At 74.1% G+C, this 24,066-nt stretch carries 18 protein-coding genes; 7 read left to right on the top strand and 11 right to left on the bottom strand.

The window, feature by feature from the left end:
* Positions 1 to 124 precede the first annotated feature (124 nt).
* The 4 genes from ACZ5D2_RS29635 to ACZ5D2_RS29650 all read right to left on the bottom strand — a co-directional run bounded on the left by ACZ5D2_RS29635 (position 125) and on the right by ACZ5D2_RS29650 (position 4,324).
* A complete protein-coding gene (locus ACZ5D2_RS29635) occupies positions 125 to 1,165 on the bottom strand; it encodes a vWA domain-containing protein (RefSeq protein WP_371680697.1) in 1,041 nt (346 codons plus the stop codon).
* Positions 1,166 to 1,261: 96 nt separating this feature from the next.
* On the bottom strand, positions 1,262 to 2,425 hold the full coding sequence (locus tag ACZ5D2_RS29640) for an enoyl-[acyl-carrier-protein] reductase FabV (protein ID WP_468933514.1): 1,164 nt from the start codon (positions 2,423 to 2,425) through the stop codon (positions 1,262 to 1,264).
* A gap of 21 nt (positions 2,426 to 2,446) precedes the next feature.
* Positions 2,447 to 3,757 (bottom strand): NAD(P)/FAD-dependent oxidoreductase, encoded by a 1,311-nt coding sequence (locus ACZ5D2_RS29645; RefSeq protein ID WP_468933517.1) that lies wholly within the window; start codon positions 3,755 to 3,757, stop codon positions 2,447 to 2,449.
* Between the two features lie 144 nt (positions 3,758 to 3,901).
* Positions 3,902 to 4,324: a UBP-type zinc finger domain-containing protein gene (locus tag ACZ5D2_RS29650; RefSeq protein ID WP_371680700.1), complete on the bottom strand. Its 423-nt coding sequence runs from the start codon at positions 4,322 to 4,324 to the stop codon at positions 3,902 to 3,904.
* Positions 4,325 to 4,490: 166 nt separating this feature from the next.
* Between ACZ5D2_RS29650 and ACZ5D2_RS29655 the strand changes: the two genes are divergently transcribed.
* Positions 4,491 to 5,039 (top strand): hypothetical protein, encoded by a 549-nt coding sequence (locus ACZ5D2_RS29655; RefSeq protein WP_371680701.1) that lies wholly within the window; start codon positions 4,491 to 4,493, stop codon positions 5,037 to 5,039.
* A gap of 57 nt (positions 5,040 to 5,096) precedes the next feature.
* On the opposite strand, the gene ACZ5D2_RS29660 is transcribed toward ACZ5D2_RS29655, so the two are convergent.
* Both ACZ5D2_RS29660 and ACZ5D2_RS29665 read right to left on the bottom strand, forming a co-directional pair.
* The gene (locus ACZ5D2_RS29660; RefSeq protein WP_468933521.1) at positions 5,097 to 6,386 is read right to left on the bottom strand and encodes a chloride channel protein; all 1,290 of its coding nucleotides are present in this window, start codon (positions 6,384 to 6,386) and stop codon (positions 5,097 to 5,099) included.
* 196 nt (positions 6,387 to 6,582) lie between these two features.
* The gene (locus ACZ5D2_RS29665; RefSeq protein ID WP_468933523.1) at positions 6,583 to 10,062 is read right to left on the bottom strand and encodes a hypothetical protein; all 3,480 of its coding nucleotides are present in this window, start codon (positions 10,060 to 10,062) and stop codon (positions 6,583 to 6,585) included.
* A gap of 188 nt (positions 10,063 to 10,250) precedes the next feature.
* Here ACZ5D2_RS29665 and ACZ5D2_RS29670 point away from each other — a divergent pair, with 188 nt between their 5' ends.
* The 4 genes from ACZ5D2_RS29670 to ACZ5D2_RS29685 all read left to right on the top strand — a co-directional run bounded on the left by ACZ5D2_RS29670 (position 10,251) and on the right by ACZ5D2_RS29685 (position 14,505).
* Positions 10,251 to 11,351: an LLM class flavin-dependent oxidoreductase gene (locus tag ACZ5D2_RS29670; protein ID WP_468933526.1), complete on the top strand. Its 1,101-nt coding sequence runs from the start codon at positions 10,251 to 10,253 to the stop codon at positions 11,349 to 11,351.
* The gene (locus ACZ5D2_RS29675; RefSeq protein ID WP_468933529.1) at positions 11,348 to 12,010 is read left to right on the top strand and encodes a CE1759 family FMN reductase; all 663 of its coding nucleotides are present in this window, start codon (positions 11,348 to 11,350) and stop codon (positions 12,008 to 12,010) included. The genes ACZ5D2_RS29670 and ACZ5D2_RS29675 overlap by 4 nt, the downstream gene beginning before the upstream one ends.
* Positions 12,011 to 12,190: 180 nt before the next feature.
* The gene (locus ACZ5D2_RS29680) at positions 12,191 to 12,730 is read left to right on the top strand and encodes an EF-hand domain-containing protein (RefSeq protein WP_371680706.1); all 540 of its coding nucleotides are present in this window, start codon (positions 12,191 to 12,193) and stop codon (positions 12,728 to 12,730) included.
* Between the two features lie 173 nt (positions 12,731 to 12,903).
* On the top strand, positions 12,904 to 14,505 hold the full coding sequence (locus ACZ5D2_RS29685; RefSeq protein WP_468933532.1) for an NAD(P)/FAD-dependent oxidoreductase: 1,602 nt from the start codon (positions 12,904 to 12,906) through the stop codon (positions 14,503 to 14,505).
* 139 nt (positions 14,506 to 14,644) lie between these two features.
* Here ACZ5D2_RS29685 and ACZ5D2_RS29690 read toward each other — a convergent pair whose 3' ends face one another.
* The 5 genes from ACZ5D2_RS29690 to ACZ5D2_RS29710 all read right to left on the bottom strand — a co-directional run bounded on the left by ACZ5D2_RS29690 (position 14,645) and on the right by ACZ5D2_RS29710 (position 21,757).
* The gene (locus ACZ5D2_RS29690; protein WP_371680708.1) at positions 14,645 to 15,997 is read right to left on the bottom strand and encodes a carotenoid oxygenase family protein; all 1,353 of its coding nucleotides are present in this window, start codon (positions 15,995 to 15,997) and stop codon (positions 14,645 to 14,647) included.
* 86 nt (positions 15,998 to 16,083) lie between these two features.
* On the bottom strand, positions 16,084 to 17,577 hold the full coding sequence (locus ACZ5D2_RS29695) for an MFS transporter (RefSeq protein ID WP_371680709.1): 1,494 nt from the start codon (positions 17,575 to 17,577) through the stop codon (positions 16,084 to 16,086).
* 149 nt (positions 17,578 to 17,726) lie between these two features.
* Positions 17,727 to 19,709, bottom strand: coding sequence for an AAA family ATPase (locus ACZ5D2_RS29700; RefSeq protein ID WP_371680710.1), 1,983 nt, complete (start codon positions 19,707 to 19,709; stop codon positions 17,727 to 17,729).
* Between the two features lie 270 nt (positions 19,710 to 19,979).
* The gene (locus ACZ5D2_RS29705) at positions 19,980 to 20,372 is read right to left on the bottom strand and encodes a nuclear transport factor 2 family protein (RefSeq protein WP_371680711.1); all 393 of its coding nucleotides are present in this window, start codon (positions 20,370 to 20,372) and stop codon (positions 19,980 to 19,982) included.
* Between the two features lie 53 nt (positions 20,373 to 20,425).
* Positions 20,426 to 21,757: a cytochrome P450, cyclodipeptide synthase-associated gene (locus ACZ5D2_RS29710; protein WP_371680713.1), complete on the bottom strand. Its 1,332-nt coding sequence runs from the start codon at positions 21,755 to 21,757 to the stop codon at positions 20,426 to 20,428.
* A 547-nt stretch (positions 21,758 to 22,304) separates the two neighbouring features.
* Here ACZ5D2_RS29710 and ACZ5D2_RS29715 point away from each other — a divergent pair.
* Together ACZ5D2_RS29715 and ACZ5D2_RS29720 are read left to right on the top strand one after the other, a co-directional pair.
* On the top strand, positions 22,305 to 22,733 hold the full coding sequence (locus ACZ5D2_RS29715) for a subtilase-type protease inhibitor (protein WP_371680714.1): 429 nt from the start codon (positions 22,305 to 22,307) through the stop codon (positions 22,731 to 22,733).
* Between the two features lie 298 nt (positions 22,734 to 23,031).
* The gene (locus ACZ5D2_RS29720) at positions 23,032 to 24,018 is read left to right on the top strand and encodes a hypothetical protein (protein WP_371680715.1); all 987 of its coding nucleotides are present in this window, start codon (positions 23,032 to 23,034) and stop codon (positions 24,016 to 24,018) included.
* Positions 24,019 to 24,066 lie beyond the last annotated feature (48 nt).

Below are 24,066 nucleotides of genomic sequence, written 5' to 3' on the forward strand. Positions count from 1 at the left end.
GGTACTAAACCACCGGTGGCCGGCGGACAGCGGACCGCGGACATCCGAAAACGCCCGGCAGGGACCACCCCGCCGGGCGTTTTCGCATGCCCGCGGCCACTCTCGTCGCAGACGCAGGTGCCGGTCAGCCCATGAGCAGGAGGCGGGTCTGCGGGACGAGCTTCCGGTTCACGCTGGTGCTCTGTACGAAGATCGTGAACTCGTCGTTGTGGTCCGGCTTGACGCGGACTTCCGTGCCGGGCAGGCCCAGCAGGGCGCGGGCCTCCGGCCCGGCGTAGACCCGGTCGGTCTTCTTCTCCAGCACCGCGATCTGCTTCCGCGCCTGGATCTTCTCCGACTTGCTGAGCTGGTAGAAGGCGCCGCCGGTGCGGTACGCGTGTCCGGACTCGATGACCCACTCCCGGATCGCCGCGTCACGGTCCACCGGGAGCAGCTGGTACTGACCCGGGTCCACCGGGGTGAGTCCGGCCGCCTTGATGGTGTCCTTGTTGACGGCCTCCGCGCCCATGGAGAACACGGCGCGCGATCCCCGGATGCCCTTCGTACGGCCCACCATGAACTTCTCGGTGGCCTCCCGGATGACCTGCCCGGCCTCCTCCAGGCCCTGCGTGCTGGTGGCGTCCCAGATGGCGATGTTCTCCTTCGGGAAGCCGTACTGCATGGCCTCCCGCTTGCCCATCTGGTCGGGCACCAGGACGGCCAGGGTCCAGTTGTCCTCCTGCTTCGCGATCATCTCGGCCACGGCCTGGACCAGTGCGCGCGGATCGCTGCCGGGCGCGTCCTGGCAGCGGTGGCTCGCGTTCTCCTGACCATCGGTCAGCACGAACGTCAGGAAGCTGTGGTCGCCGTACAGCTGAGCCGTCTGCGCCAGCTCGCGCTGCGACTTCAGGGCGGCCGCCAGCAGGGCCGTCATTCCCCCGACCCGGTACAGCTGCTTCAGGGACGGCATCCGCAGCACGTCCTTGTCGTAGATGACGCACTGCACGGTGTCGGCGAACACGTACACCGTGACACGGGTTTCCTGGTCCAGTTCCTGCGACCGGCGGGCCAGGTAGGCGATCTGCTGGTCCGCCACCTCGATGACCTTGCCGCGCATGTGTGACATGGACGAACTGGCATCCAGAACGAGAGCAACGTGATTGATGTAGTTCTGGTTTCCGGACATGTCCGCTCCCCCTGATCGCGTTTCGATGTCCTCACCCTCGCACCCGCCACTGACAATCGGCCGTGGCTCCCCGGCCCGCCCGGCCGCCCCGCGGCGCTACCGGCCGGGCCAGGGCACGTCGGTCTCGACCGGCCGGTCACAGGCCACGCCGTCGATGCCCCAGCCGTACAACTCCCGGACCCGGTCCATGAACCAGTCGGCCCCGGGCCGGGACTCTCCGAGGCCCCGTTCGGGGTCGGCCCAGAGCGCGCGGACGCGCTCCTGCACCCGGTCGTCGAGCTCCCAGCCGTCGAGGCGGATCCGGCCCTGCCCGTCCAGGACGAGCGGGGTGTGGCCTTCGAGCTGGTCCCACAGGTCGGCGGCCTGCTCGGCGGTGGTGCGGAAGCCGTCCTCACCGAGGACGGTACGCAGGAAGGCGGTGTACAGGGCGATGGAGGGGATGGCGCTGGAGGCCTGGGTGACCGCGGCCCCGGCCACGACGGTGAAGGCGCGGCCGTCCTTCTCCTTGAGCGGGCTGGAGGAGTTGAGGTCGCGGGCGGTCCGCTCCAGGTGCTCCTTGGCCGCGCCGATGGTGCCCTGCCGGTACACGGGAGCGGTGACCTCGGAGCCGACGTAGGTGAGGGCGACGGTGGTGACCTTCTCGGCGAGCAGGCCGCGGGCGGCCAGCGCGCCGATCCACAGGCTCCAGTCGTCGCCGCCCATCACGGCTTCGGTCGCACGGGTCTCCTCGTCCGTGCCGGGTTCGATCCGAGCCCGTACGACCCGCGGTGCAGCGCCGGAGAAGTCCAGCGCGGGTGCCTCGTACGCGGCGCCGAGCGGTTTGATCACGGAGTGGTGGACGATGCCGGTGACCGGGTCGGTGCGCCGGGGGGCCGCGAGACTGTAGACGAGGTGGTCGACCGGCCCGTAGTGCTCCTCAAGAAGGTCGCAGACCCGGGACTTGGCCTCGGCGGAGAAGGCGTCGGTGTTCACGAACCGGATGTCGTGCCCACCGTCTGCGGCGAGTTCGGCGACGGCCGCGGTGCGGTACCAGCCGGCGGTCGCGGTACGGCGACCGTTGTCGGGCGCCTCGAAGGCGACGCCGATTCCGCGGATGCCGTGCCGGCGCAGTCCGGTCAGCAGGGTGGCGAGGCCGTAGCCGGCGGAGTGCCCGAGGATCAGCGCGACCGGGCGGCGGCCGTCGGCACGCTCCGGGATGGCGTCCCACATGCGGCGCACGCTCTGCGCGGCGCCTTTGTCATGTCCGGCATTGACACTCAAACCTTGATCACCAGTCGCCGGTCACGGCCGGGGCCTCCGGGCCGGGATCCGCCGTGGCCTCCTGGTGGCACCGAGGTCGGCCAGCACCTCGCGCGCGGCTCGGGCTCCGGAGGCCAGTGCGCCCTGGAGGGAACCGGTCGCCCGGTGGTCGCCGCAGACGTACCGGCCGGGGCCGAAGCGGGTCGTCCGGGTGAGCGGCAGCGGCGGGGGCATGGCGGGCAGCGCGTCCCGGACGGTGCAGCGGTGCACCAACTCCCAGGCACCGGTGTCGGTGTCGTACGCCTCCGCCAGCGCGGCCCGGACCACCGCCTCCTCCGCGGAGCCGGGAGCGCCGAGGACGGAGGTGGAGATCAGGGCCCGGCCGTCGGGGGCGTAGCCGGAGTGGACCTCGCTGAGCACACAGGTGTTGAGGAACCGGCGCCGGGTGTCGACGAGCAGGGTGGGCTCGTGCAGGGGAGAGCGGGCGGCGGCGTGGTAGAGGGTGGTGACGGTGCGTCCGGCGGGGACGGTGAGTCCGGGCAGCAGCCCGGCCGCCGCCGACTGGCCGGTGGCGACGACGACCGCGTCGGCCCGGAGTCGCGCGCCGTCGGCCAGGACCACGCCGTCCTCGGCGAGGCGGGCTACCGGGGTCCCGAGGCTCAGCACGCCGGCGGGGAGGCCGTCGGCGAGCTGGGCGGGCACGGCGCCGATGCCGTCGGCCGGCAGACACAGGGTGCCCCGGAGCATGCTGCGCCACACGAAGTGGAGGAACCGGGAGGAGGTCTCCAGGTCGTCCTCCAGGAACACACCGGCAAGGAAGGGCCGGAAGAAGGATTCGACCAGGTCGGCGGAGAATCCCGCATCGGCCAGGGCGGTCAGGGTGGTCCGCTCGGGGCGCGCCCGCAGCCGGCGGGGCGCAAGGAGCGCGTCGCGCGCCGTCAGGACACCGAGCGCGGTCAGGTCGCGGGCCGAGGCCAGCCGGCCCGGGAGCAGGTCGCGGCTTTCACCGGGTCGCCGGGTGGGGTCGGTGAACCGGCGCAGGCGCCCACCACCGGTGTGGACGAGCACGCCCGGGGTGAAGGGTCGCAGGCGCAGCGGCCTGAGGGCGATGCGCCGTTTGACCTGGGGGTAGGACGTGTTGAACACCTGGAAGCCGCGGTCGAGGACGAAGCCGGAGACACGGTCCGTGCGCATGCGCCCGCCGACCGCTTCGGCCGCTTCCAACAGGCTGACGCCGACGCCCGAGGCGAGCAGGTCGGCGCTGCACGCGAGTCCCGCCGCGCCCGCGCCGACCACGATCACGTGCTTGCCGCGGCCGTTCCCGCCGCCACGGTCCTGTCCGTCTCGCCCCATGCGCGGTCACCCTCTCTTCGACCTCTCGACCCCCTTCACGGGGAGACGCTACGACGCGTGGGAGGCCCTGCTCCCGGGGCACACCGGCCGCCTCCCCCCGGGCGGCGCACACCGGCCGGGTCAGGGCGGAGGGGCACGGGTCCGCTACGGCGGGTCCTGGTCACGGCGATCGCCTCTGTCCCCTTGCTTCGCCCGGGGCCGGCCCCGTGGATGCACCTGCTCGCCGCCGGGTGGTGACGCCGGGACGAGGAAGAGGTGGTCGCGGTAGCACCAGGCCCAGTTCTCCCCGCTCCCGTAGGACTCGGCGATCGGGTGGGACGAAGACTCCGCGTGCGCGTGGGCGTGGCGGCCGGGTGAACTGTCGCAGCAGCCCACCTCTCCGCAGGTCAGGCAGCGCAGCAGCCGGTGCCAGGGTGTTCCGAGCACCAGACAGGCGGCGCAGCCACGCTCCGTGGCGAGATCGGTGGGCAGCAGGGCCTGGTCGAGGTGGGCGCACGCGGCGCCCTCGGGTCGCCCGCCGTCGGGGGCGGTGCGCCACCGCGGGGCCTGCCCGTGCGGACCGTTCACGGCCTTCCTCCCTCGGGGTGCGGCTCGGCGGCGGCAAGGGCGTCGGGGTCTCCGGGCCGCCACGAGCGGCTGCCGGGCGGACGGGGCCGGCAGCGCGCCGTCCTGGCCGACGGGCAAGTGGCCGAAATCGAACGGGTGTCACCCGTGCGTCTGATCAAATCGAGCCATGACTGACACGATTCTATCCCTGGGTCCCTTGGTACGGGTGGAGGGCCGTTGGCTGCTGGGCGATCCCGGGCGGGCGGGTGGCGGCGCCTGGGTGGAGTTCGGTGAGGACGGTATGCGCGCCCACGCGCGGGACTCCTCGACGGAGTCGATCCCCTGGTCGAGGATCATGATGGGCATGGGCGTCACCATCGGAGCGAGGCTCCCGGGCAAGGCCGGATCAACGGTCGGCCTGCTCGGCATGTTCGCCGGGCTGCCGGGCCCTTTGCGGGGACGTCGGGGCGGCTATCTGCACATGACTGTTCGGCACCCGTACGAGGACCGCTTGGTCTTCTTCGACCGTCATCCGTGGTGGTACCCCATCGGGGAACTGGCCTTCCTCCAAGCCCTCCTGTCCCATCTGGTCGACGAGGGCGAGCTCCACCGCCTCGCGGACACGGCGTGGCTGGACCGCACGATCACCCGTGTGCTCCCCGTGAACTCGACGACGACGCGGGCCAGGCTGCAGGAAATGGCGTCGGAGGCGACGGGTGCGGGGCGGGCCGGGTGAACCTTCGCTGAGCGCCTCGGACCGCCGGTCCGGAGGGCGGCGGCCGGCGGCGCACCGTCAGGGGCGTTGCAGCATCCTGCGGCGGAGGCTGTCGTAGATCGGCTCGCTCTCCAGGTGGTCGGCGGTGACCGTCGCCGCGAAGCACGCGACGAGCAGCGGGAGCCACAGAGAGACCGCGCCCGTCATCTCCGCGGCCAGGACGATGCCGGTGACCGGTGCGCGGACGACTCCGGTGAACAGGGCGGCCATGCCCACCACGGCGAACGCGGCCGGCCCCGGCGCGTGCGGGGGCAGCACGGGCGCGGCGAGCGCGTGGACCAGCGTTCCCCACAGGGCGCCGAGGGCGAGGAGCGGGGCGAAGAGTCCGCCGGGGGTCGCGGCCGCGTAGCTCAGCGGGCCCGCGACGAACCGGACGGCGAGGTAGGCCGTCAGGGCCGTCACGCCCGGGCCCGCCGCGGTCAGCAGGCGCTCCGTCAGCGGGTCGCCGCCACCGGCCAGCAGCGGGTCCACGGCCATCAGCGCGCCGACCACGGCGCCGATCGCGGCGGCGCGCACCGGCACCGGTACCCGCGTCATCCGGTCGCACAGCTCAAGCGTTCCCACGACCAGGTGGGCGTACGCGGCGCCGAGGGCCCCGGCGGCCGCGCCGAACAGCAGGAACGCCGGCAGCGTCCACAGCGGCGGGGCCGGGAGGTCCGGCAGCGGGAAGACGCGGGCACCGCCCACGATCAGCTCGGCACAGGCCACGGCCGCGACGGTGCCGAGCAGCGTCAACAGCACCAGACGGGGCCGGAACGATCGGGTCACCTCCTCGCAGACGAACAGGAGCCCGCTGAGCGGGGCCGAGAACGCGGCGGCCAGGCCCGCCCCGCCGAGCGCGGTGTGCAGCAGCCGGGCGTCCTCGGGCCCGAGCCTGCCGTGTCGGCCGGCCAGGACCCCGATGGCGGCGCCCATGTGGACGGTCGGGCCCTCCCGTCCCAGGACCAGGCCGGAGCCGATCGCGACGAGGCCACCGGCGAACTTCGCGGGCAGCAGCCGCCAGGAGTGCGTGGCGCTCTCCCCCCGCCAGACCGCTTCCACGTGCTGGATGCCGCTGCCGGCCGCGTACGGGACCCGCCGGGCGATGAGGTGGGCGACCAGCGCACCCGACGCGGTCAGGGCGATCGGAACCAGCACCCCGGCCACTCCGAGCCCGGCGGCGGCCCCCAGCAGCGCACGGCGGAGCGCGTCGGCCCGTTCCAGGCACCACCGGAAGCCGCCGCCCACCAGCCCGACCAGGCATCCCGCCGCCGCGGTGACCACGAAGGCGCGTACGTCCGCTGCGAGAGGGGGCCGGGCACCGGGCATGGGCCACCCCTCCTGTGAGCCGCACGGACCTGTCGGCCGAGCCTTCCCGCCCGGGCGGCCCGGGGCGGCGCACCGCGCCGTGTCCGGGCAGCCCGCCACCCCGACCGGCCGAACCCGTGGCGGAAGGCCGCCCCCGGCGCGCCGCCCAGGTCCGTCCGGAGGATGCGCCCCGGGGACGGCGCCCCCCCGTGCGGGCTCAGCTTCCGCCCAGGACCGTGGCGTACGCCGCCTCCCGGACCTCCCGCTCCGGGTGACGGCGCAGCCCGACGAGGGCGGCGCGGCAGGCGTCCGGCCAATGCTGGCGGGCTCCGAGGGCCGTGGCGAGGCCGACCGCGAGGAGGCCCCGCGCCAGATCCCCGTCGCCGCTGAGATCGCGGACCGCGGCAAGGGCCGCGGCGGGGTCGGCGAGCGGAGGCCCGTACCGGTGTGCTTCCTCCAGGTCCCCGGCCACCCGGAACGCGAGAACGGGGCGGCCCTCGACGGCGGCCGTCAGCTCACGGAGCGAGCGCCGCAGCCCGGCGGCGTCGGCCTCCAGGTCGACCGCCCGTACCAGGAGGGAGGTACGGGCGGCCGTCACCGCCGGATCGGTCCCCAGCCTCCGGGCCAGGGCCGCGCACATCCGGTGGTCCCCGGCCGCTGAGTCGGCGAGGGATTCCAGGCGACGGCGTGCCGGCAGATCATCCTCGCGCCCACCGCCCTCCGGTTCCCCGGCCGCGACGAGGACCAGCAGCCGGTCCACGACATCGTCCAGGAGGCTCCCGGGCTCCACACCGCCGATCGGGTGGGGCAGTCCGGAGCGGGCCAGGCCCATCAGGGCGGACCTCGCCCGCCACGGCCTCAGGGGCGAGGCGAGGTCGGTGTAGACGTCCGCCAGCGCCGTGCCGGCCGCGGGCGCGTACCGCGCCCAGTCGCCGAGCACGGACAGGGCGAGATCCGGCGCCTGCCCCCCGACGACGAAGGGCAGCCGGGCGAGGAGCTCCCCGTAACGGGGCCGGTCGGCCGCGGACAGCCGCGTCGGGTCCGGTTCCGTGAGGGCGCGCCGGGCGGCATCGGGCCCGTCGGTGACCGCCGAGTCCAGCAGGCTCCACATCTCCTCGGCGGGCAGCAGCGCCGGGGCCAGACCGACGACCGTGACGCGCACGTCCGGATGGATGCCGGGGGTGCGCGCCACCGTGGACAGGAGCCGGGTCGCGGCGGCCGGGGACAGGTGGCGGGCGGCGAGCCGGGCGGCCGCCTTCCGGACCGTGACCTTGACCCCGCGATCGCGGGTCAGGACGTCACGGAACAGGGCCGCGAGCCGGCTGGGCCGGGCGTGGGCGGCCGCGCGGCCGGCCGCGGACCACGCGGCCACGGCGCTGTCGTCGCCCGCGTGGTCGAGGAGGACGGCGAGGGCCGAGGCCGGGTCGTCCGTGTGGGCGGCCGCCTCCAGGGCCGCCGACGTGAGGGCCGCCGCCGTGCCCCCGGGCCCCGGCGCGGCGGCGGTGTACCGCTGGAGCAGGGCCCGCCCGTGTTCCGGCACCGGGGCCACCGCCCGCAGCAGCGCGGCGCGTTCGTCGAGGCCCCGTCCGGGACCGGCGATGACGTCGGCGGCCAGCCGGACCGCGGCCCTCTGCTGCCGGGGCAGCCACCGGTCGGCGTACCGGAAGGGGGGAAGCGGCCGGGGAGCGCCGGCCGCCGGGAACCGGCCGCCCGGGACGGGGCTCCCGGTCAGCGCGAGGTCCAGCAGGTCGGTCCGCTCCGCGGCGAGTACGGCGAGGACAGGGGGAAGGAAGGCGGCCGAGGGCTCCCGCTCCAGGAGCCGGGCCACGCGGTGGCCGCGGGCCGCCGGATCGGCGAGCCAGGCCGCGGCGACCTCGCCGAAGACCCCGTCCGGGCAGGTGCGCAGGGCCTGTTCGAGGCGGTCCTGGAGTTCCGGGATCCGGTACGCGCGATGCCCGCAGGACGTGACCAGCGCCAGCAGGGGCGCGAAGTCCCCGCGGGCGGCGGCCCGGTCCAGCCACGGGCCGAGCGCGTCGAGCAGGGCGCGCGTCCCGCCGCCGGGAGACACGCTTCCCGGGCGGCCGAGTGCGACCGTACCGGTGTGGGCGGTCAGCGTCTCGATGATGCGCACCGCGGTACGCGGGGCGGTGGCACCGCGGTCCCCGCCGCCGGGCGCGTCCCCGGCGGCGAGCAGGTTCACGGCGAGGGAGCGGATCGCTTCCCGGCTCAGGGCCGAGCAGTCCCGGGCGCGCAGGGCGTCCCGGCACAGCCGCTCCAGGCAGTCGGCCCCGGTACGGTCCCCTGAGGACGGAGCGGTCGGAACGGTCCCGGGGGACGCCGTGGCCGGGCCGGCGTCGAGGGCCGCGGCGAGGAGCGGCACCGGCAGGTCGTCGAAGGCGGACAGGGCCTCCTGGCGTACGGGGTCACGCTCGTTGGCCAGTCGGCCGGCGGCCAGCGCCAGCACCGCCGCGACCTCCTCCGGATCACCGGTGAGGCCGGCGTTGACGGTCAGCCGTTCCCAGATCGTCCCGCGCTCATCGGCGTCGTTCGTGCTGAGGGCGGCCAGGAGCTCGGGGCGGGCCTCGGCGGGCGGCAGCAGCGCGAGGGAGTGCCAGAGCGCCCAGTCCGTCGTGCCCTCGGTGCGCAGGGCCTCGACCGAGGCGCGGGCGCGGCGGTGCCGTTCGGCGGCAGGCAGCCGGGCGAGCACCCCTTCGTGCGCGCTGACGTTGCCGCCGGGACGGCCCGCGGCGACCACGGCGTCGACGAAGGCAGGTCGCCGAGCCGGTGGCACCGACCGCAGCAGCAGGCCGAAGGCCTCCCGGTGGAACCACAGGGCCCCGAGCCGGGGCAGGGACGCCGGGTCCGCCGACACCAGCCGGCGCATGACCGCCCGGCCGGGCGTCCGTTCCCACCGCCTGACCGCCCGGCGGGGGTCGGCGAACCAACGGGCGACCCGCTCGGCGTCCACCGCCACGAGGTCGCCCAGCCGGTCGTGCACCGGACCGGGAAGGCCGTCCGGACCGTTCCGCTCCAGCAGGTCCAGCACCCGCTGGGGTGCGGCGGGCAGGGCCGCGGCGATCGCGTTGGCGTGCCGCCGCCACCAGAGGTCGCGCGACCGGGAGGGCAGACCGTCGAGTTCCCGTTCGGCGTGGTCGAGGACCGCGCACGGGTGGCGGACGGCGAGTCCGCCCCAGTCCTCGTACGCGAGCGCCCCCGCGAGTTCGGGAAGCAGCCGCGCGGTGAACTCCCGAGAGCAGCCCGGCAGCAGGCGGGCCGCGTCCCGGTCGCCGTACTCGGCGCGCACCCGCGGCACCAGCCGCTCGGCCAGTCGGGGCCGCCGCCCGTCACGCAGCAGCCGTGTGAGACCGGCCCGGACCACGGCGGGCGCGTCCTCGTACGCGGCCTCGACGGCGGAGTCCGGGACGGGCAGCCGCCGCGCGCCGCGCAACGCGTACCGGCGGACCACCGGGTCGGGATCGGCGAGCCGGGCCGCCAGGTACTCCGCTTCCCCGGCGGTCAGGGCGGCCAGCGCGGCGAGGCGGCGCTCGTACGGGCCGAGCGCGTCCAGCCCGGTGAGCAGGGGGCCCAGTCGTCCCCGGGCGGAGAGCCGGTGGGCGGTGACGGCGGTGTACCGGAGCCGCGCGGCGTGCGGCAGGTCTTCGAGGGCGGCGAGCAGTTCGCCGGCGGTGGAGATCATCACGGGCATTGTGTCCGACGGGCACACCCTCCGCCCACCGGATTTCGGGCCACCGGCGCACCGGCCGCACCGCCTCGACGCGCCCGGCCGGGCGGTGAGCGGATCTTCTCCTCCCGGCCCGGAATAGATCGGCCGCGCCCCCTGTTGCCAGGTATCGTTGAATCGTAAACAACTTTGGAAGGGGAGCCATGCAGTTCGGGATCTTCACCGTCGGTGACGTCACGGCCGACCCGACGACCGGGCGCGCACCCGGCGAACACGAGCGCATCAAGGCGATGCTCGCCATCGCGCAGAAGGCCGAGGAGGTCGGCCTGGACGTCTTCGCCACCGGTGAGCACCACAACCCGCCCTTCGTCCCCTCCTCGCCGACCACGATGCTCGGCTACGTCGCCGCGCGCACCGAGAACCTGATCCTCTCCACCTCGACGACGCTGATCACCACGAACGACCCGGTGAAGATCGCCGAGGACTTCGCGATGCTCCAGCACGTCGCGGACGGCCGCGTCGACCTGATGATGGGCCGCGGCAACACCGGACCGGTCTACCCCTGGTTCGGCAAGGACATCCGCGACGGAATCGACCTCGCCATCGAGAACTACGCGCTGCTGCGCCGCCTGTGGGACGAGGAAACCGTCACCTGGAAGGGCAAGTTCCGCACCCCGCTGCAGTCCTTCACCTCGACGCCCCGCCCGCTGGACGGCGTCGCACCCTTCGTCTGGCACGGCTCCATCCGCTCGCCCGAGATCGCCGAGCAGGCCGCCTACTACGGCGACGGCTTCTTCCACAACAACATCTTCTGGCCGCCCTCCCACACCCGCCAGATGATCGAGCTGTACCGGCAGCGCTACGCCCACTACGGCCACGGCACCCCCGAACAGGCCATCGTCGGACTCGGCGGCCAGGTGTTCATGCGCGGGAACTCCCAGGACGCGGTGCGCGAGTTCCGCCCCTACTTCGACAACGCCCCGGTCTACGGCCACGGCCCGTCGCTGGAGGAGTTCACCTCCCAGACCCCGCTGACCGTCGGCTCCCCGCAGCAGGTCATCGAGCGGACCCTCTCCTTCCGTGACTACGCCGGCGACTACCAGCGCCAGCTGTTCCTCATCGACCACGCGGGCCTGCCCCTGAAGACCGTCCTGGAGCAGCTCGACCTGCTCGGCGAGGAGGTCGTGCCGGTGCTGCGCAAGGAGTTCGCGAACCTGCGTCCCGCCGGAGTGCCGGACGCGCCCACGCACCGGGCCCGCGTGGCCGCGGCCCGGGAGACCCCGGAGGAGGGGACGCCGGCATGAAGACCGTCGTCGTATCGGCCGGGCTGAGCTCGCCCTCCTCGACCCGCCTGCTCGCCGACCGCCTCGCGGCCGCGACGCTCCGGCACGTGGACGCCGAGCCCCGGGTGATCGAACTGCGGGACCTGGCCACGCAGATCGCCCAGCACCTCGTCACCGGGTTCCCGCCCGCCCGACTGGCCGCCGCGCTCGACGCGGTGGCGTCCGCCGACGGGCTGATCGCCGTGACCCCGGTGTTCGCGGCCTCGTACAGCGGCCTGTTCAAATCGTTCTTCGACCTCATCGACAAGGACGCACTCACCGGCAAACCGGTCCTCCTCGGCGCGACCGGCGGTACGGCCCGGCACTCCCTGGTCACCGAACACGCCATGCGCCCGCTCTTCACCCACCTGCGCGCACTCGTCGTGCCGACCGCCGTCTACGCGGCCTCCGAGGACTGGGGCCGGCAGGGTCTGGCGCAGCGCATCTCCCGCGCGGGCGCCGAGCTCGCACGCTTCATGGCCCCCACCGCCGGACGGGCCGCCCCGGACGTCGACACCGCCGCCGCGATCGCACCCCGCTCGTCGACGGGGGCGGTCACGTCGGTGGACCCGGCGGACGGCTTCGCACCGGTGCCCTTCGAGCAGCGGCTGGCCGCGCTGCAGGCCGGACTCACCGCGTGACCCCATCGGGTGCGGCCGCCGCGTGACCCCACCGGGTGAGCTCACCGCGGAGGCCGGGCCGCGTCACCCGGAACGCGCAGTCACCCCTTCTTCGCCTGCGGGAAGGGCGGGGCGTGTGGTTTCCTGGGCCCCGCCACGCAGCGTCACGAGACGACTGCATGAAGTGAAGGGGATGGTGTCGTGAGCGTTCTGGACATCAAGCTGGACCGGTCGTTCGATGTCTTCGACTCCGACCGGGACGGGCGGCTCGTGAAGTCGGACGTCATCGGCCTCTCGGACAGGCTCGCCGAGTCACACGGCCTGGCCCCGGACGCCGTGGCCGGACTGAGGGAATCGCTGGCGGACCTCTGGGACACCGTCTTCCAGGCGATGGACAAGAACGACGACGGAGGGGTGGACCGGCAGGAGTTCCGGGCGGCCTTCCGGGCGCGGATCGTCACGGACCGGAACAGGATCTGGGAGCGCATCAGGACGATGAGCAACGCCTGGACCGAGCTCGCCGACCGCGACCGCGACGGCATGCTGAGCCGTGACGAGTACACCTCTCTGCTCCACGGCATGTTCCGCCTGCCCCGCGAGACCTTCGACGAGGCCTTCGACCGGCTGGACCTCGACGGGGACGGGCAGTTGAGCCGCGACGAGATCAGCTCCGCCATGAAGGAGTACTACACGAGCGAGAACCACTCGGCCCCCGGCAACCAGTTCTTCGGCCGGCTCTGAGCAGTCCGCAGTCCGCAGTCCGCAGGGGGGCACCGCCATGCCCCCCTGCGGCCCCGCCGGCCCGCGGTCGCGTCTCCCGAGCTCCGGGGCCTCCGGGCCGATTCGTATCGGGCCCCCGCTCGTTGAACGCAAGAGGAAGCCGATCTCCCAAGACCTATCTGGAGGACCTCTTGATGGCCGCCGAAGCCGCACTGCCGGTGATCGTTCTCTCCGACTCCGATCCGCTCCGCCGGCACGAGACGGCCGAGCTGGTGCAAAGCTGGTACCGGACGTCGTTCCGCGTGCTGCAGGTCGGAGGCCCGGCGGAGGTGGTCAGGGCGCTGAACTCGCTGGCCGACCGGCAGGTACCCGTGGCCGCCGTGCTCGCCGATGAGGCCCCCGATCCGGCTGCGGCGCACCCCGGCGTGCGCTGGCTGTCGCTGACCGGGCGTCCCGACGCCGTGCCCGGCGTGCGCACCGCACCGGCCGGGAGCGACGAGAACCCGGCCGAGCACCTCCGTGGCGCCCTCGACGACTCCCTGTGCACCTGGAACGCCGACTTCCGCGGCGATCTGCCGACGGCCGAGGTGCGCGGCAGCCGCTTCTCACCCGCCGCCTACGCGGTGCGCGACTTCCTCGGTCGCAGCGGCGTCATCTTCCGCTGGCTGCCCGACGAGGACGTACGGGACGCCCCGGTGCGCGTCCGGCTCGGCGACGGCACCGAGCTGGCGGACCCCCCGATCAGCGAGCTGGCCGAACGGCTCGGTCTCATCCGGCAGGCCGAGCAGGACCACTACGACGTCGCGGTGATCGGCGGTGGCCCCGGAGGGCTCTCCGCGGCCGTGTATGCCGCCGCCGAGGGCATGAGCGTCGTCGTGATCGAGGACGACGCGCCCGGCGGGCAGGCGGGATCGACCTCCCGGATCGAGAACTACCTCGGGTTCCCCGTGGGCCTCACGGGTGGGGACCTCGCCCAGCGGGCCCTGCAACAGGCCCGCAGGGCCCGCGTCGAGTGGCAGCCCACCCGGGTGGCCGGCCGGGTGACCCCGACGGAAACGGGCGACCACACCGTCGAGTTCACCAAGGCCGGTACCGACGAAACGGCCTCGGTGACCGCGGCCGCGGTGGTCGTCGCCACGGGTGTGGACTGGAACCGCCTCACGGCTCCCGGCGTCGACCGCCTCCTCAACTCCGGCGTGTACTACGGATCGTGCCTCTCCGACGCCCCCTCGACCGTGGGGGAGGACGTGTACATGGTGGGCGCGGGCAACTCCGCCGGACAGGCCGCCCTCTACTTCGCGCGCTACGCCCGCTCCGTCACCCTGCTGGTCCGGGGCATCGACATCGGCGCTTCCATGTCGAGCTACCTGGTGCAGCGCATCGAGCGGACCCCGGGCCTGAAGGTCCTGCTGGGCACCGAGGTGGCCGAATGCCTCGGCGGGACCACCCTCACCGGGCTCCGGCTCCGCGAGCGCGCGGGCACCGAGCGAACGGTCTCCGCACACTGCCTGTACGTCCTGATCGGCGGCCGCCCCTCGACCGAGTGGCTCGGCGGCACGCTGAGGCTGGACGACCGCGGGTACGTCCTGACCGGCAGCGGCGGGGCCGGGCCGGAGGCGCTGCCGATGGAGACCAGCCTGCCCGGGGTCTTCGCCGTGGGCGATGTGCGGTCCGGATCCGTGAAGCGGGTCGGCGCCGCCGTGGGCGAAGGCGCCGCGGTCGCGCAGTCGTTGGTCGAATACCGGCGGCGGCGTCCCGAGCGCTTCCAGGACGCGCGAGCGTCCTGCGGCTTCTGACCGGCCCCGTCAGGCGGACCCGAACGGCCCCGCGAGCACGCAGCTCGCGGGGCCGTTCGGGTCCGCTCGGGTGGTACGGGTGGTGCCGGGGGAGACGAGGGCGGTCACCGGCGCGCCCGGGTTCCTCGGGGTGAGGTGCTCAGACGCCGTCGGGGACCCAGGAACCGTGGACCCCCGCGGGCACCCGCCGCGGCAGGTGGACGGCGGCCACCTGCTCCAGGCCCGAGGCGTCGAGGACCAGCAGCTGCGAGGCGTCCTGCTTGAGGTCGGACACCACGGTCAGCAGATAGCCGTCGTCCTCGCACGTGGCGTCCGCGGCGGGTACGAAGACGGCCTCGCCCGGCATCCGGGCATCGCCGACCGGGCGGACCCGGCGGGCGCCGGTGGTGCGGTCGTACTTGACGATGCCGTAGCCGCCGAAGCCCTTGTCGTCCGGGAAGGAGATGGCGTACTGGTAGCGGTTCTCCGCTCCCAGGTAGGCCTCGTTGAGGGTCGGGAACTCCACCGGCAGGTCGTCGACGATCTGCTCGGCGACCGTACCCTCGGCCAGGTCGATGACCCAGCGGCGGGTGTAGGAGCGGGAGGCGGGCTCGCTGCCGCGACCGGGCGCGCCGACCCACCAGTTCCAGGAGAGCCGGAAGCCCTCGCGGTCCACGGTGGGGCCTTCCAGGACGACGCGGCCCTGGTCGTCCTCGTAGGCGTTGGAGACGTGCAGCATGTTGCCCGGTTCGACGGAGAACCAGCGGACGTGGCGGGCGCCGTCCGCGCCGCGCGGCATCACGGCGATCCGGGCGGGCTGCCCGTCGCTCCAGGCGTAGGGGATGCCGGAGTGCTCGGCGGGATCGAAGGTGACGTTGCCCTCGACGAAGACCACGTGGCGGCGGGTGATGGCGAAGTCGTGCTTGAGGGAGGCGGTGGCTCCCGGGACCTCGGCGCTGTCGGTGATCTCGCCCTTGGCGTCGGCGACGTAGTAGGTCAGGAACGGAGGGAACGGCGAGGACCCGAAGAAGTGGAGCTCACCGGTTGCCGGGTCCTCCTTGGGGTGCGCGGTCATCGCGCTGCGCAGCTTGCCGCCGAAGTCGTGGGCGCCGACGGTCTCCAGCTCCGGCGTGAGCTCGAAGGGGAGGCAGGCCTCGGACAGGGCCAGCAGGCGTCCGCCGTGCTCGATGACGTGGGTGCCTGCGGTGCTGGCGGTCAGGTCGGGTCCGTGTTCGGTCATGTAGGGGGCGCCGTCGAGGGCGGGGGTGTGGACCCAGCGGTTGCGGTACCACTCGGCGCGCCCGTCGCGCAGCCGGATGCCGTGGACCATGCCGCTGCCCTTGAACCAGTGGGTGGGCGTGATCCCGGGCTTCGGGTTGTGCCCGTTGCGGATCAGGCGGCCGGACAGTTCGGGCGGCAGGGAGCCCTCGACCGTGAGATCAGTGGCGGTGACCTCGTCGGCGACGGGGGTGTAGTGGCCGGTCAGGTACGGCTTGGCGGTGGTGTCGTTCATGACGGGAAGGAACCTCTTCCGACGGATGGACCGGTGGATGGGCGGGGTGGGTGGTGGTGCGGGGTGCGGCCGGCTGATCCAGCGGTTCAGCCGGACACGGGAGGGCGGGCGGCGTGGGGGCCGCGAGCGGGGTGGACGGGGTGGACCGGGGTACGGGGGTCGGGCGCGGCCGCCGTACGGGCCGGGGCGCGGCGGGTGAGGAGCGGAGCGAGGGCCGCCGCGGCCGCAAGGACCGCGGCCGAGACCGTGAAGGCCGTCCGGTAGCCGGCCGTGAGCGCTTCCGCGACGGGCAGGTGCGGGGACGCGTGGGCGGTGACGGAGCCGGCCAGTGTGGTCAGGGCGGCGAGGCCGATCGCACCACCGACCTGCCGGGTGGTGTTCACCAGCCCGCCGGCCAGGCCCGCGTCCCGCGGCGGTACGCCGTCCACGGCCAGCGCCGTGAGCTGGACGAAGGCGGCGCCGAGCCCCAGGCCGATCAGCAGGCTCGGGCCGAGGACGCCGGTGAGGTAGCTCCCGTCGGCACTGATCCGCGACAGCCACAACAGCCCGGCGGCCTCCGTGAGCAGGGCCGAGGTCAGAGCTGCCGGGGCGCCGACGCGCCGCGACAGACGCGGGACGAGCGCGGCCCCGAGCATGTTGGCCGCGGCGAAGGGAAGTTGTCCGGCACCGGTGGCCAAGGGGCCCTCACCGAGCACCTGTTGCTGGTAGAGCGGCAGGAAGAAGAAGAGGGCGATCCACACGGAACCCAGCAGCGCCATCAGCAGGTTGCCGGCGGCGACGCGCCCGGCGGCGAACAGCCGCGGCGGTACCAGCGCGTACGGCCTCCGGACCTCGATCACGGCGAAGGCCGTCAGCAGCACGGCGGCCGCCCCGAGGACGCCCAGGACCAACGGGTCGCTCCAGCCCGCGCCGCGCGCCGTCGTCAGGCCCCAGACCAGGCAGGTCAGGGCCAGGGTGACGGTGGCCGTGCCCAGCAGGTCGAACCGTCCGCCCGTCCCGCCCGCGCCGCGCGGCACGTACGCCACCACACCGGCCAGCACCAGTGCCGATCCGAGCGCGACCGAGTGGAAGATCCACGGCCAGCCCGCCGTCTGAGTGAGCACACCGCCCAACAGGACGCCGCCCGCTCCGCCCGCACCCGAGACGGCTCCCCACACGGCCAGCGCCCTGCCGCGCCGCGCGCCGGAGGGGGACCCGGCCATGGCCAGGGCCAGCGCGGCCGGGGCGATGGCGGCGGCGCCCAGGCCCTGGAGGGCGCGGGCCGTGATCAGTACGGAGGCGGAGGCGGCCAGCCCCGCGGCCAGCGAGGCCAGGGCGAACAGCGCGAGCCCGGCGACCAGCACGCGGCGGCGGCCGAGGAGGTCGGCGACCCGTCCGCCGGCCAGGAGCAGGGCCCCGAACGCCAGGCCGTAGGCGTTGACCACCCAGGTGGTCGCGCCGTCCGAGAGCCCGGCCCCGGCTCGGATCTGCGGGAGGGCCACATTGACGATCGAGGTGGCGAGCATGACGGTGAACTGGGCCGCGGCGAGCGCCGCGAGCACCGCTCCCGGCATGGACGGCTGACTGCGTGCTGCGTTCATGACGCACAGGTTCGTGCCGGACGCCGTCCACTATCCAGGCCGGACGGGCACGTCCACTGTCCACCGCTGTCCGCACCTGTCCACCCCGGCCGTCACCCGGTCACCCGGTCGCCCGGTCGCCCGGTCGCCACCGCGGTCGACGGACGGGTTCATCCGGGCCCTTGCACCTCCCGCTGCCACAAGGCCTCGCACAGCAGGTCCAGGCCCTGCCGCAGGTGACGGCGGTAGGTCCCGTACGGGAGCCCGAGGCGGCGGGCGGCGGCCTCCTGGGTGGGGGCGCCGGAGAAGTGCCCCGCGGTCAGGGCCTCGCGGGCCCGCACCCCGCGCGGGTCGCGGGCCAGGTCGTCGACGGCGTGGTGCAGCAGCGTGCGCAGCTCACCGACGGGCTCCTCGAAGTCGGCCGCGAGCCGGGTGCGCAGGAGGGCACAGGCGGCGAAGGCGCCCGCGTCGCGCCAGTGCGCCAGCGCTTCCCGTACGGCCCGGTCGAACGCGGCGCGAGAGAGGGGCGAGGGTCCCGCGCCGACGGGCGCCGGCACCTCCGTGGCCGATATGAACCGCTGGAGCCACGCCTCCACGGGCTCCTGACGCCAGTCGACGCCGAACACCCCGTACGTGTGGGCACCGACCCGCGGCCGCGCCCCGGTGTCGGTGAGGGTGCCCTTGACCCGTGCGCCCCAGGTCTCGGCGTCCCGGTAGACGGCGAACCCGTAGGCGCGGCCGTGGGCCCGGGCGGCCTCCGCCTGCGCCCGCGAACTGCTCAGGTCGATGACGCGCGAGGGGACCTGGTAGCGCTCGGGGTAGACGGAGAAGCGGCTGACGCCGATGTGCGCGCCGGGGGCGACCGGCGCCGTCGCCTCGGTGTACGCCCATGCCGCGGCGACGACCGGGTCGGTGGCCAGGTCCTGCGGGTCGGGCGGGGCGGGGAGGGCCAGCCGCGCCGTGAAGGCCACGGTCCGGCCCGTGCCGACGAGGCGGTAGACGCTGAAGGCCCGTGGCTGGCGCTCCGCCCAGTAGCGGACCAGCTCCGCGGAGGCGGCCCCCTCCGTCTCCTCGGCCATGCGCAGGACGACGTCGAGGTCGTCGGGGTGCAGGGGGCGTTCGTGCACCTCGTCCTCGCGGGACCAGGTGCGCAGCCGCGCCAGGGTCGCGCCCTCCCGGAAGAGGTGGAACAGCTCGTCGGTGACCGTCCACACCCGGTCCTCGGGCGCCTCGCGCAGCAGGCGCAGGTACTCGTCCGCAAGGCGGCGGCGGATCGTCTCGAAGGCGTTCGGTGCCCGCCAGCGCAGGTCGGCGGCGAGCGTCTCGCGCGCGGCGTCGTGCGGGTGGAGCCCCTGGTGGGTGGATTCCATGAAGGGGAGGTCCCGCAGCCAGGAGAACAGCAGGTGGGCGTCGTACCGGTCGTCCTCCGCGGGCAGCACGGCGGCGAGCAGTTCCTCGGACGTCGAGCGCGCCTGCGCCGCCACCTCCAGGGCACGGCGGTGGGCGGCCGTGGGCACCTCGCCGATCAGTCCCGTCAGCAGGGTGCGCAGGACGTCCGCGGAGGGGGCCCAGATCTCCTCCCGGCCGCAGCCCTCCGATCCCGCCGCGGCGGCCAGGGACAGGGCCAGCGGGTTGCCGCCGGCGAAACGCATGACCCGGTCGCGCAGTTCGGGCCGGATCCGCGCGGCGGTCAGCAGGTGGCGGGCCTGATCGTCGGAGAAGGGGGCCAGCTCGGTGACGTGCAGGAGCCGGGACCATGCGGGGTCGGCGGTCCACTGGGGCTGCGGGGCCCGCCGCCCGGCCAGTACGACCAGGGTGTCCTCGGCGGCGCGGGGCAGGAAGTGCTGCCACAGCCAGCTCTCCAGCCACTGGCAGTGTTCGAAGGAGTCGACGAGCAGGACGGTGCCGGGAACGTCCAGGAAGGGCCCGGCGGCACGCTCGAAGTCGGCCGGGTCCCGGTCGGCGAACCGGCCGTCGAGTTCGACGAGCAGCCGGCCCGCCGCACGGGCGTGGTCCGCCAGGCGACGCAGCAGCGTCGACTTCCCGATGCCGCCGGGCCCGTACACGTAGAACGCGAACGGTGCCTGTGGATCACCGGCCAGGGCCTCCTCGAAGCGCCCGAGCTGCTCGTCCCGGCCGATGAAGGCCTGCACGCGCGCTCTGCTGAGTCTTTCCCCCACGGACGCCATGGCGCCTCCACCCCTCGTTCCCGCACCGGAGGGGGTACCAGCACCTCCGTCCGGCTCCGATCGGCAGGGCGCCGCCCGTACGCGCCGCACCGCATCGCGCGGGCGTACGACGGGCTGTCGCCCTTCGGTCCGTGAGGGCTGGTCAGGCCCGCAGGGCCGGGGCCGCCGCTGCTCCGTCAGAGAGCGTAGGCGGAAGGGGATCCGGCAGGAACCAGTGCTGGGTAAAGGCTCACGTCACGTGATGGTGGCGAGGTTGCCGTCGTCGGGGTGGCCGTCGACGAGGAGGGTGGTCTCCTCCACGCGCCGGAAGCGGCCGTCGGGGGCCATCCGCGCGAAGAGGTAGACCTCGGTGCGGGAGGTACGGCCGTTGTCCCGCAGGACGGTGACGGTGTGACGGTCGGCGTAGACCGGCCCGTCCCGCAGCTCCTCGTGGACCTCGATGTGCCCGCCGCGGACCAGGGCGCGCAGGCGGGTCATGTGCCGGACGAAGCCGGCCCGGTCGCTCCACACGCCGTTGGTGCGCTGTCGGTAGTCGGGGGTGAAGTGCCGGTCGACGGCTTCGGCGAGGTCGAGGTCCGGGGTGAACAGCAGGTCGTTGATGGCGCGGGTGATGTCGGTCGGTGGCATCGTCGGTCTTCGCTCGCTTCGTTCGAGGGGGTGTGGGAGTACGGTGTGGGCCGTCAGCCGAGGCGGGGCGTGAACTCCAGGGGCAGGGCGACGGGTCCGCGGGTGTACAGACCGGCCTCGCGGTAGCGGAACCCGGGGCTGAAGCGGACCCGGTCGAGCACCGGCAGCAGCAGGGCGGCGACGGTTTCGATCTGGGCGCGCGTGAAGGCCGCTCCGACGCACTGGTGGAGTCCCGTGCCGAAGGACAGGTGCTGGGCGGCCGCGGTGAAGGAGCGGGCGGTGGCCAGGTCCGGGCGGTGGATGTCGAAGGTGTCCGGGGCGGTGAAGGCGTCGGGATCGCGGTTCGCCGCGCCGATCATGCAGAAGACGGTGGCGCCAGCGGGGACGGTGACACCGGCGAACACGGCGTCCCGCTCCGCCTGGCGGGGGATGAGCTGGACCGGCGGGGTGTGGCGCAGGGTCTCGGCGATCGCGGCGGGCAGCAGGCCCGGGTCGCGGCGGACCTGCGCCAGCTGCTCGGGGTGGTCGATCAGGTGCTTGAAGAGCAGGGCGAGCGTCTTGTCGGCGGGTTCGGTGGCGGCCGCCAGGACGTTGATGACGAGGGCGGTGACGTCGCGGTCGCTCATGGCGACGCCGTCGAACTCGGCGGTGCACAGCTTCGACACCAGGTCCTCACCCGGATGGCGGCGCCGCCGCGCGATCACGGGACGCAGGTACGCCTCCAGCCGCTCGGCGCACTCCAGGCAGTGCCGGCGCCGCTCGGGCGTCAGGGCCAGGGCGGTGATGAACTCCGCGACCCCGCGGTGCCAGGCGGCCAACTGCCGCCAGTCCTCGCGGTCCAGCCCGAGCACGTCGAGCGTGACGCGGATGGCGAAGGGTTTGCCGAAGTCGTTGACCAGGTCCATGCGGCCCCGGGGGAGGAAGGGAGCAAGGAGTTCGGCGGCGTTGGCGTGGACGGCGCGCATCTGGTCCCGGAGGGCGGCCCCGGTGAAGCTGCGAACGACGATCTTCCGCTTCGCCGTGTGCTCGGCGCCCGTCATCTGGGCGAGCACGGGCCCGCGCATCACGGGCTCCGCGCGTACCTGCAACGTCTCGGTGCTGAAGGCCTCGTGGTCGGTCAGTACCCGCTTCACGTCCTGGTGGCGGGAGAGGAAGTAGCCGTCGACCGCGGGCTCGTAGTGCACCGGGGTCCGTTCCCTGAGCCGGGCGAAGTGACGGTACGGGTCGGCGGCGAAGTCCTCGGACAGGACGCTGATCCGGTCGTTGACCACGGGCATGGACGAGACCTCTCCAGGTGCGGCGTCGCGCGCGGTGCGCGGGGCGTGCCGGAGGCGGGAGGTCCGGAGCGGGAGGCGCCGCCCCACCCCTCCCCAATTGATGGCCATAGGTTAACAACCTCTGTCCGCAGGGTCATTGGCGATCGGCCGCCGCCCCGAGGGCCGGCCCGGAGAGGGCGCCACCGGACTCCGGCCGGTCAGGGCCGGCCCGGCAGCGACGTTCGTTTCCACGGCGACGCGCAGGCCGGACGCGTCCGTGGTGCAGTCCTTGAACGCGAGGGGCGCGATGCGGACCGCTACCGGACCCGCCGGGTTGGTGGCGCCTGGCCCGGCGGGGTGGCGGCGGCTCGTCGCGCCGATTCGGCCACTCTGGACGGCCGTTCCGCGAAACCCGCGCCGCGCCCACCAGGGCGGGTGGCGCGGAAGGCCGGGACGTGGCGGGCGGAGCGCCGCGCCCCCTCGTGCCGCGGACCTGCGACATGACCCCGACGGCCGCACGGATGGCGCCCTGATGTCCGACATCCGAACGAACGTGTCCGCAAACCGCTCACCCATATGCGACGGGCCTTCAGATCTGGCAGGCTCTGCCCCGCTTGAGCGTCACATGGGGGATGTGACGCGATCATCGGCCTTCGAATCGAAAGTGAGTCTTCTCGTGCGTCACCGCTTAGCCACCGTCTCCGCCGCCGCCCTCCTCTGCCTCGCCGGCACCACGGGCCTGGCGGAGGCCAAGCCCGCGAGCCCGTACGCCCCGTCCGCCATGGTCTTCACCGTCGCCCAGGGTGACGGCGCGGCCATCGGCGGTACCGTCCTGCGCGCCGCCGTCCTCAGCTGCGCCTACACCGCCGAGGGCACCCACCCCACCCCCAGGGCCGCGTGCGACGCCCTCAACGCCACCGGCGGCGAGCTGGGCCACCTGCTGGCCGCCCCGGATGCGGGCCGGGTCTGCCCGATGCTCTACGACCCCGTCACCGTCACCGCCGACGGCGTCTGGCGCGGCAGCCGCGTCGCGTGGAAGCACACCTTCTCCAACGCGTGCGAGATGTCCGCGACCCTGAACGGCAACCCGGTCTACGCCTTCTGACACCACGAAGCCGCCCACCGGGAAGCCCGAAGGGCGCCCACCCCGAGGCGCCGGACGCGTCCGGGCCGGCCGCGGTAGGGCCGGCGGGATCCCGGCGGCACACCGCTCCGTTCCCTTCCACTCCGCCGGCCGGATGCGCCGGGCGGCCGAACCCCACTCCGGCAACCCCCTGATCAGCGGGTCCTCCGCGACAGCGGCCACATATGGTTGTGCGATTGTCGGACGCGCGTGATAGTCACTTCCCTCACGGGGAGCGATCGATCCGCTGCCCCGCACGAACACGGCAAGGGGTGGGGACATGGCGTTGCTCCGCGACATGGGGCGCACGCTGGGGAAGTGGACGGGGCGGCCCGCCGCACGGTTGCGGAAGGACTCCGGGGACCCGGACGTCGCGCAGGCCCGCGAGGCCGCCGCGACGGCCGACTGGGCGACGGTGCGCGGGCTCTTCGAGGCACACCCCGAGGGCGGCGACCGTACCGAGCTGCTCTGGGCCGTCGCCGACACGGCGGGCGTGGAGCGGTGGATCGTGCAGGCCGTCGAGGCCGAGCCGGAGGCGGCACTGCCGCGCGTCCTGGCCGGCTTCAGGCACATCACCTGGGGCTGGGAGGCGCGCACCGGCGCCCTCGCCAAGCACGTGTCACGCGAGCAGTTCGACCTGTTCCACGGGCGCCTGCGGCTGGCCGAGCAGTGGTTCTACGAGGCCGCCGAGCGCGAGCCGCAATGGTCGTCCCCCTGGTACGGCCTCCAGATCACCGGACGCGGTCTCCAGGTCGGCCCCACCCTCGCGCTGCGGCGGTTCGAAGCGGCCGTGCGCCGCACCCCGCACCACCTGGGGGCGCACAGCCAGCAGTTGCAGCAGGTCTGCAAGAAGTGGGGCGGCTCCGACGAGCAGATGCACGCCTTCGCACGGGAATCCGCCGCGGCCGCGCCCGGCGGGTCGGCACTGGGCATGCTGGTTCCGGACGCACACCTCGAACAGTGGCTCATGCTCGATTCGGGAGCCGACGGCCGGTACATGGGCCGCCCCGACGTCAGCGCCTCCCTCCACGAGGCGGCCGCGCACTCGTTCCGTCACCCGGACTTCGAACGCCTGGCCTCCCCGTACCAGCGGATCCAGGTACTCAACTCCTTCGCCATGGCCTTCTCCCTCGCCGGGGAGCGGTCCGCCGCCCGCGAGTGTTTCGAGGCGACCGACGGCGACGTGACCGAGTCGCCGTGGCAGTACCTGAACGGCTCCGATCCCGTCGCCGCCTACCGGAAACACCGCTCGGCCGCCGGCCGCTGAGCCCGCCGCGCGGCCCAGCCGTCCGGCCCCGCCCGTTCCCGTTCCCCG

The organism is Streptomyces sp. NPDC031479, from assembly GCF_055581065.1.

Bases quoted from the DNA above. Each gene is read 5' to 3' on its own strand.
- ACZ5D2_RS29710 (WP_371680713.1), bottom strand. From the start codon at position 21,757: ATGGCCATCAATTGGGGAGGGGTGGGGCGGCGCCTCCCGCTCCGGACC.
- ACZ5D2_RS29670 (WP_468933526.1), top strand. From the start codon at position 10,251: ATGCAGTTCGGGATCTTCACCGTCGGTGACGTCACGGCCGACCCGACG.
- ACZ5D2_RS29690 (WP_371680708.1), bottom strand. From the start codon at position 15,997: ATGAACGACACCACCGCCAAGCCGTACCTGACCGGCCACTACACCCCC.
- ACZ5D2_RS29635 (WP_371680697.1), bottom strand. From the start codon at position 1,165: ATGTCCGGAAACCAGAACTACATCAATCACGTTGCTCTCGTTCTGGAT.
- ACZ5D2_RS29685 (WP_468933532.1), top strand. From the start codon at position 12,904: ATGGCCGCCGAAGCCGCACTGCCGGTGATCGTTCTCTCCGACTCCGAT.
- ACZ5D2_RS29655 (WP_371680701.1), top strand. From the start codon at position 4,491: ATGACTGACACGATTCTATCCCTGGGTCCCTTGGTACGGGTGGAGGGC.
- ACZ5D2_RS29675 (WP_468933529.1), top strand. From the start codon at position 11,348: ATGAAGACCGTCGTCGTATCGGCCGGGCTGAGCTCGCCCTCCTCGACC.
- ACZ5D2_RS29645 (WP_468933517.1), bottom strand. From the start codon at position 3,757: ATGGGGCGAGACGGACAGGACCGTGGCGGCGGGAACGGCCGCGGCAAG.
- ACZ5D2_RS29695 (WP_371680709.1), bottom strand. From the start codon at position 17,577: ATGAACGCAGCACGCAGTCAGCCGTCCATGCCGGGAGCGGTGCTCGCG.
- ACZ5D2_RS29720 (WP_371680715.1), top strand. From the start codon at position 23,032: ATGGCGTTGCTCCGCGACATGGGGCGCACGCTGGGGAAGTGGACGGGG.
- ACZ5D2_RS29705 (WP_371680711.1), bottom strand. From the start codon at position 20,372: ATGCCACCGACCGACATCACCCGCGCCATCAACGACCTGCTGTTCACC.
- ACZ5D2_RS29665 (WP_468933523.1), bottom strand. From the start codon at position 10,062: ATGATCTCCACCGCCGGCGAACTGCTCGCCGCCCTCGAAGACCTGCCG.
- ACZ5D2_RS29660 (WP_468933521.1), bottom strand. From the start codon at position 6,386: ATGCCCGGTGCCCGGCCCCCTCTCGCAGCGGACGTACGCGCCTTCGTG.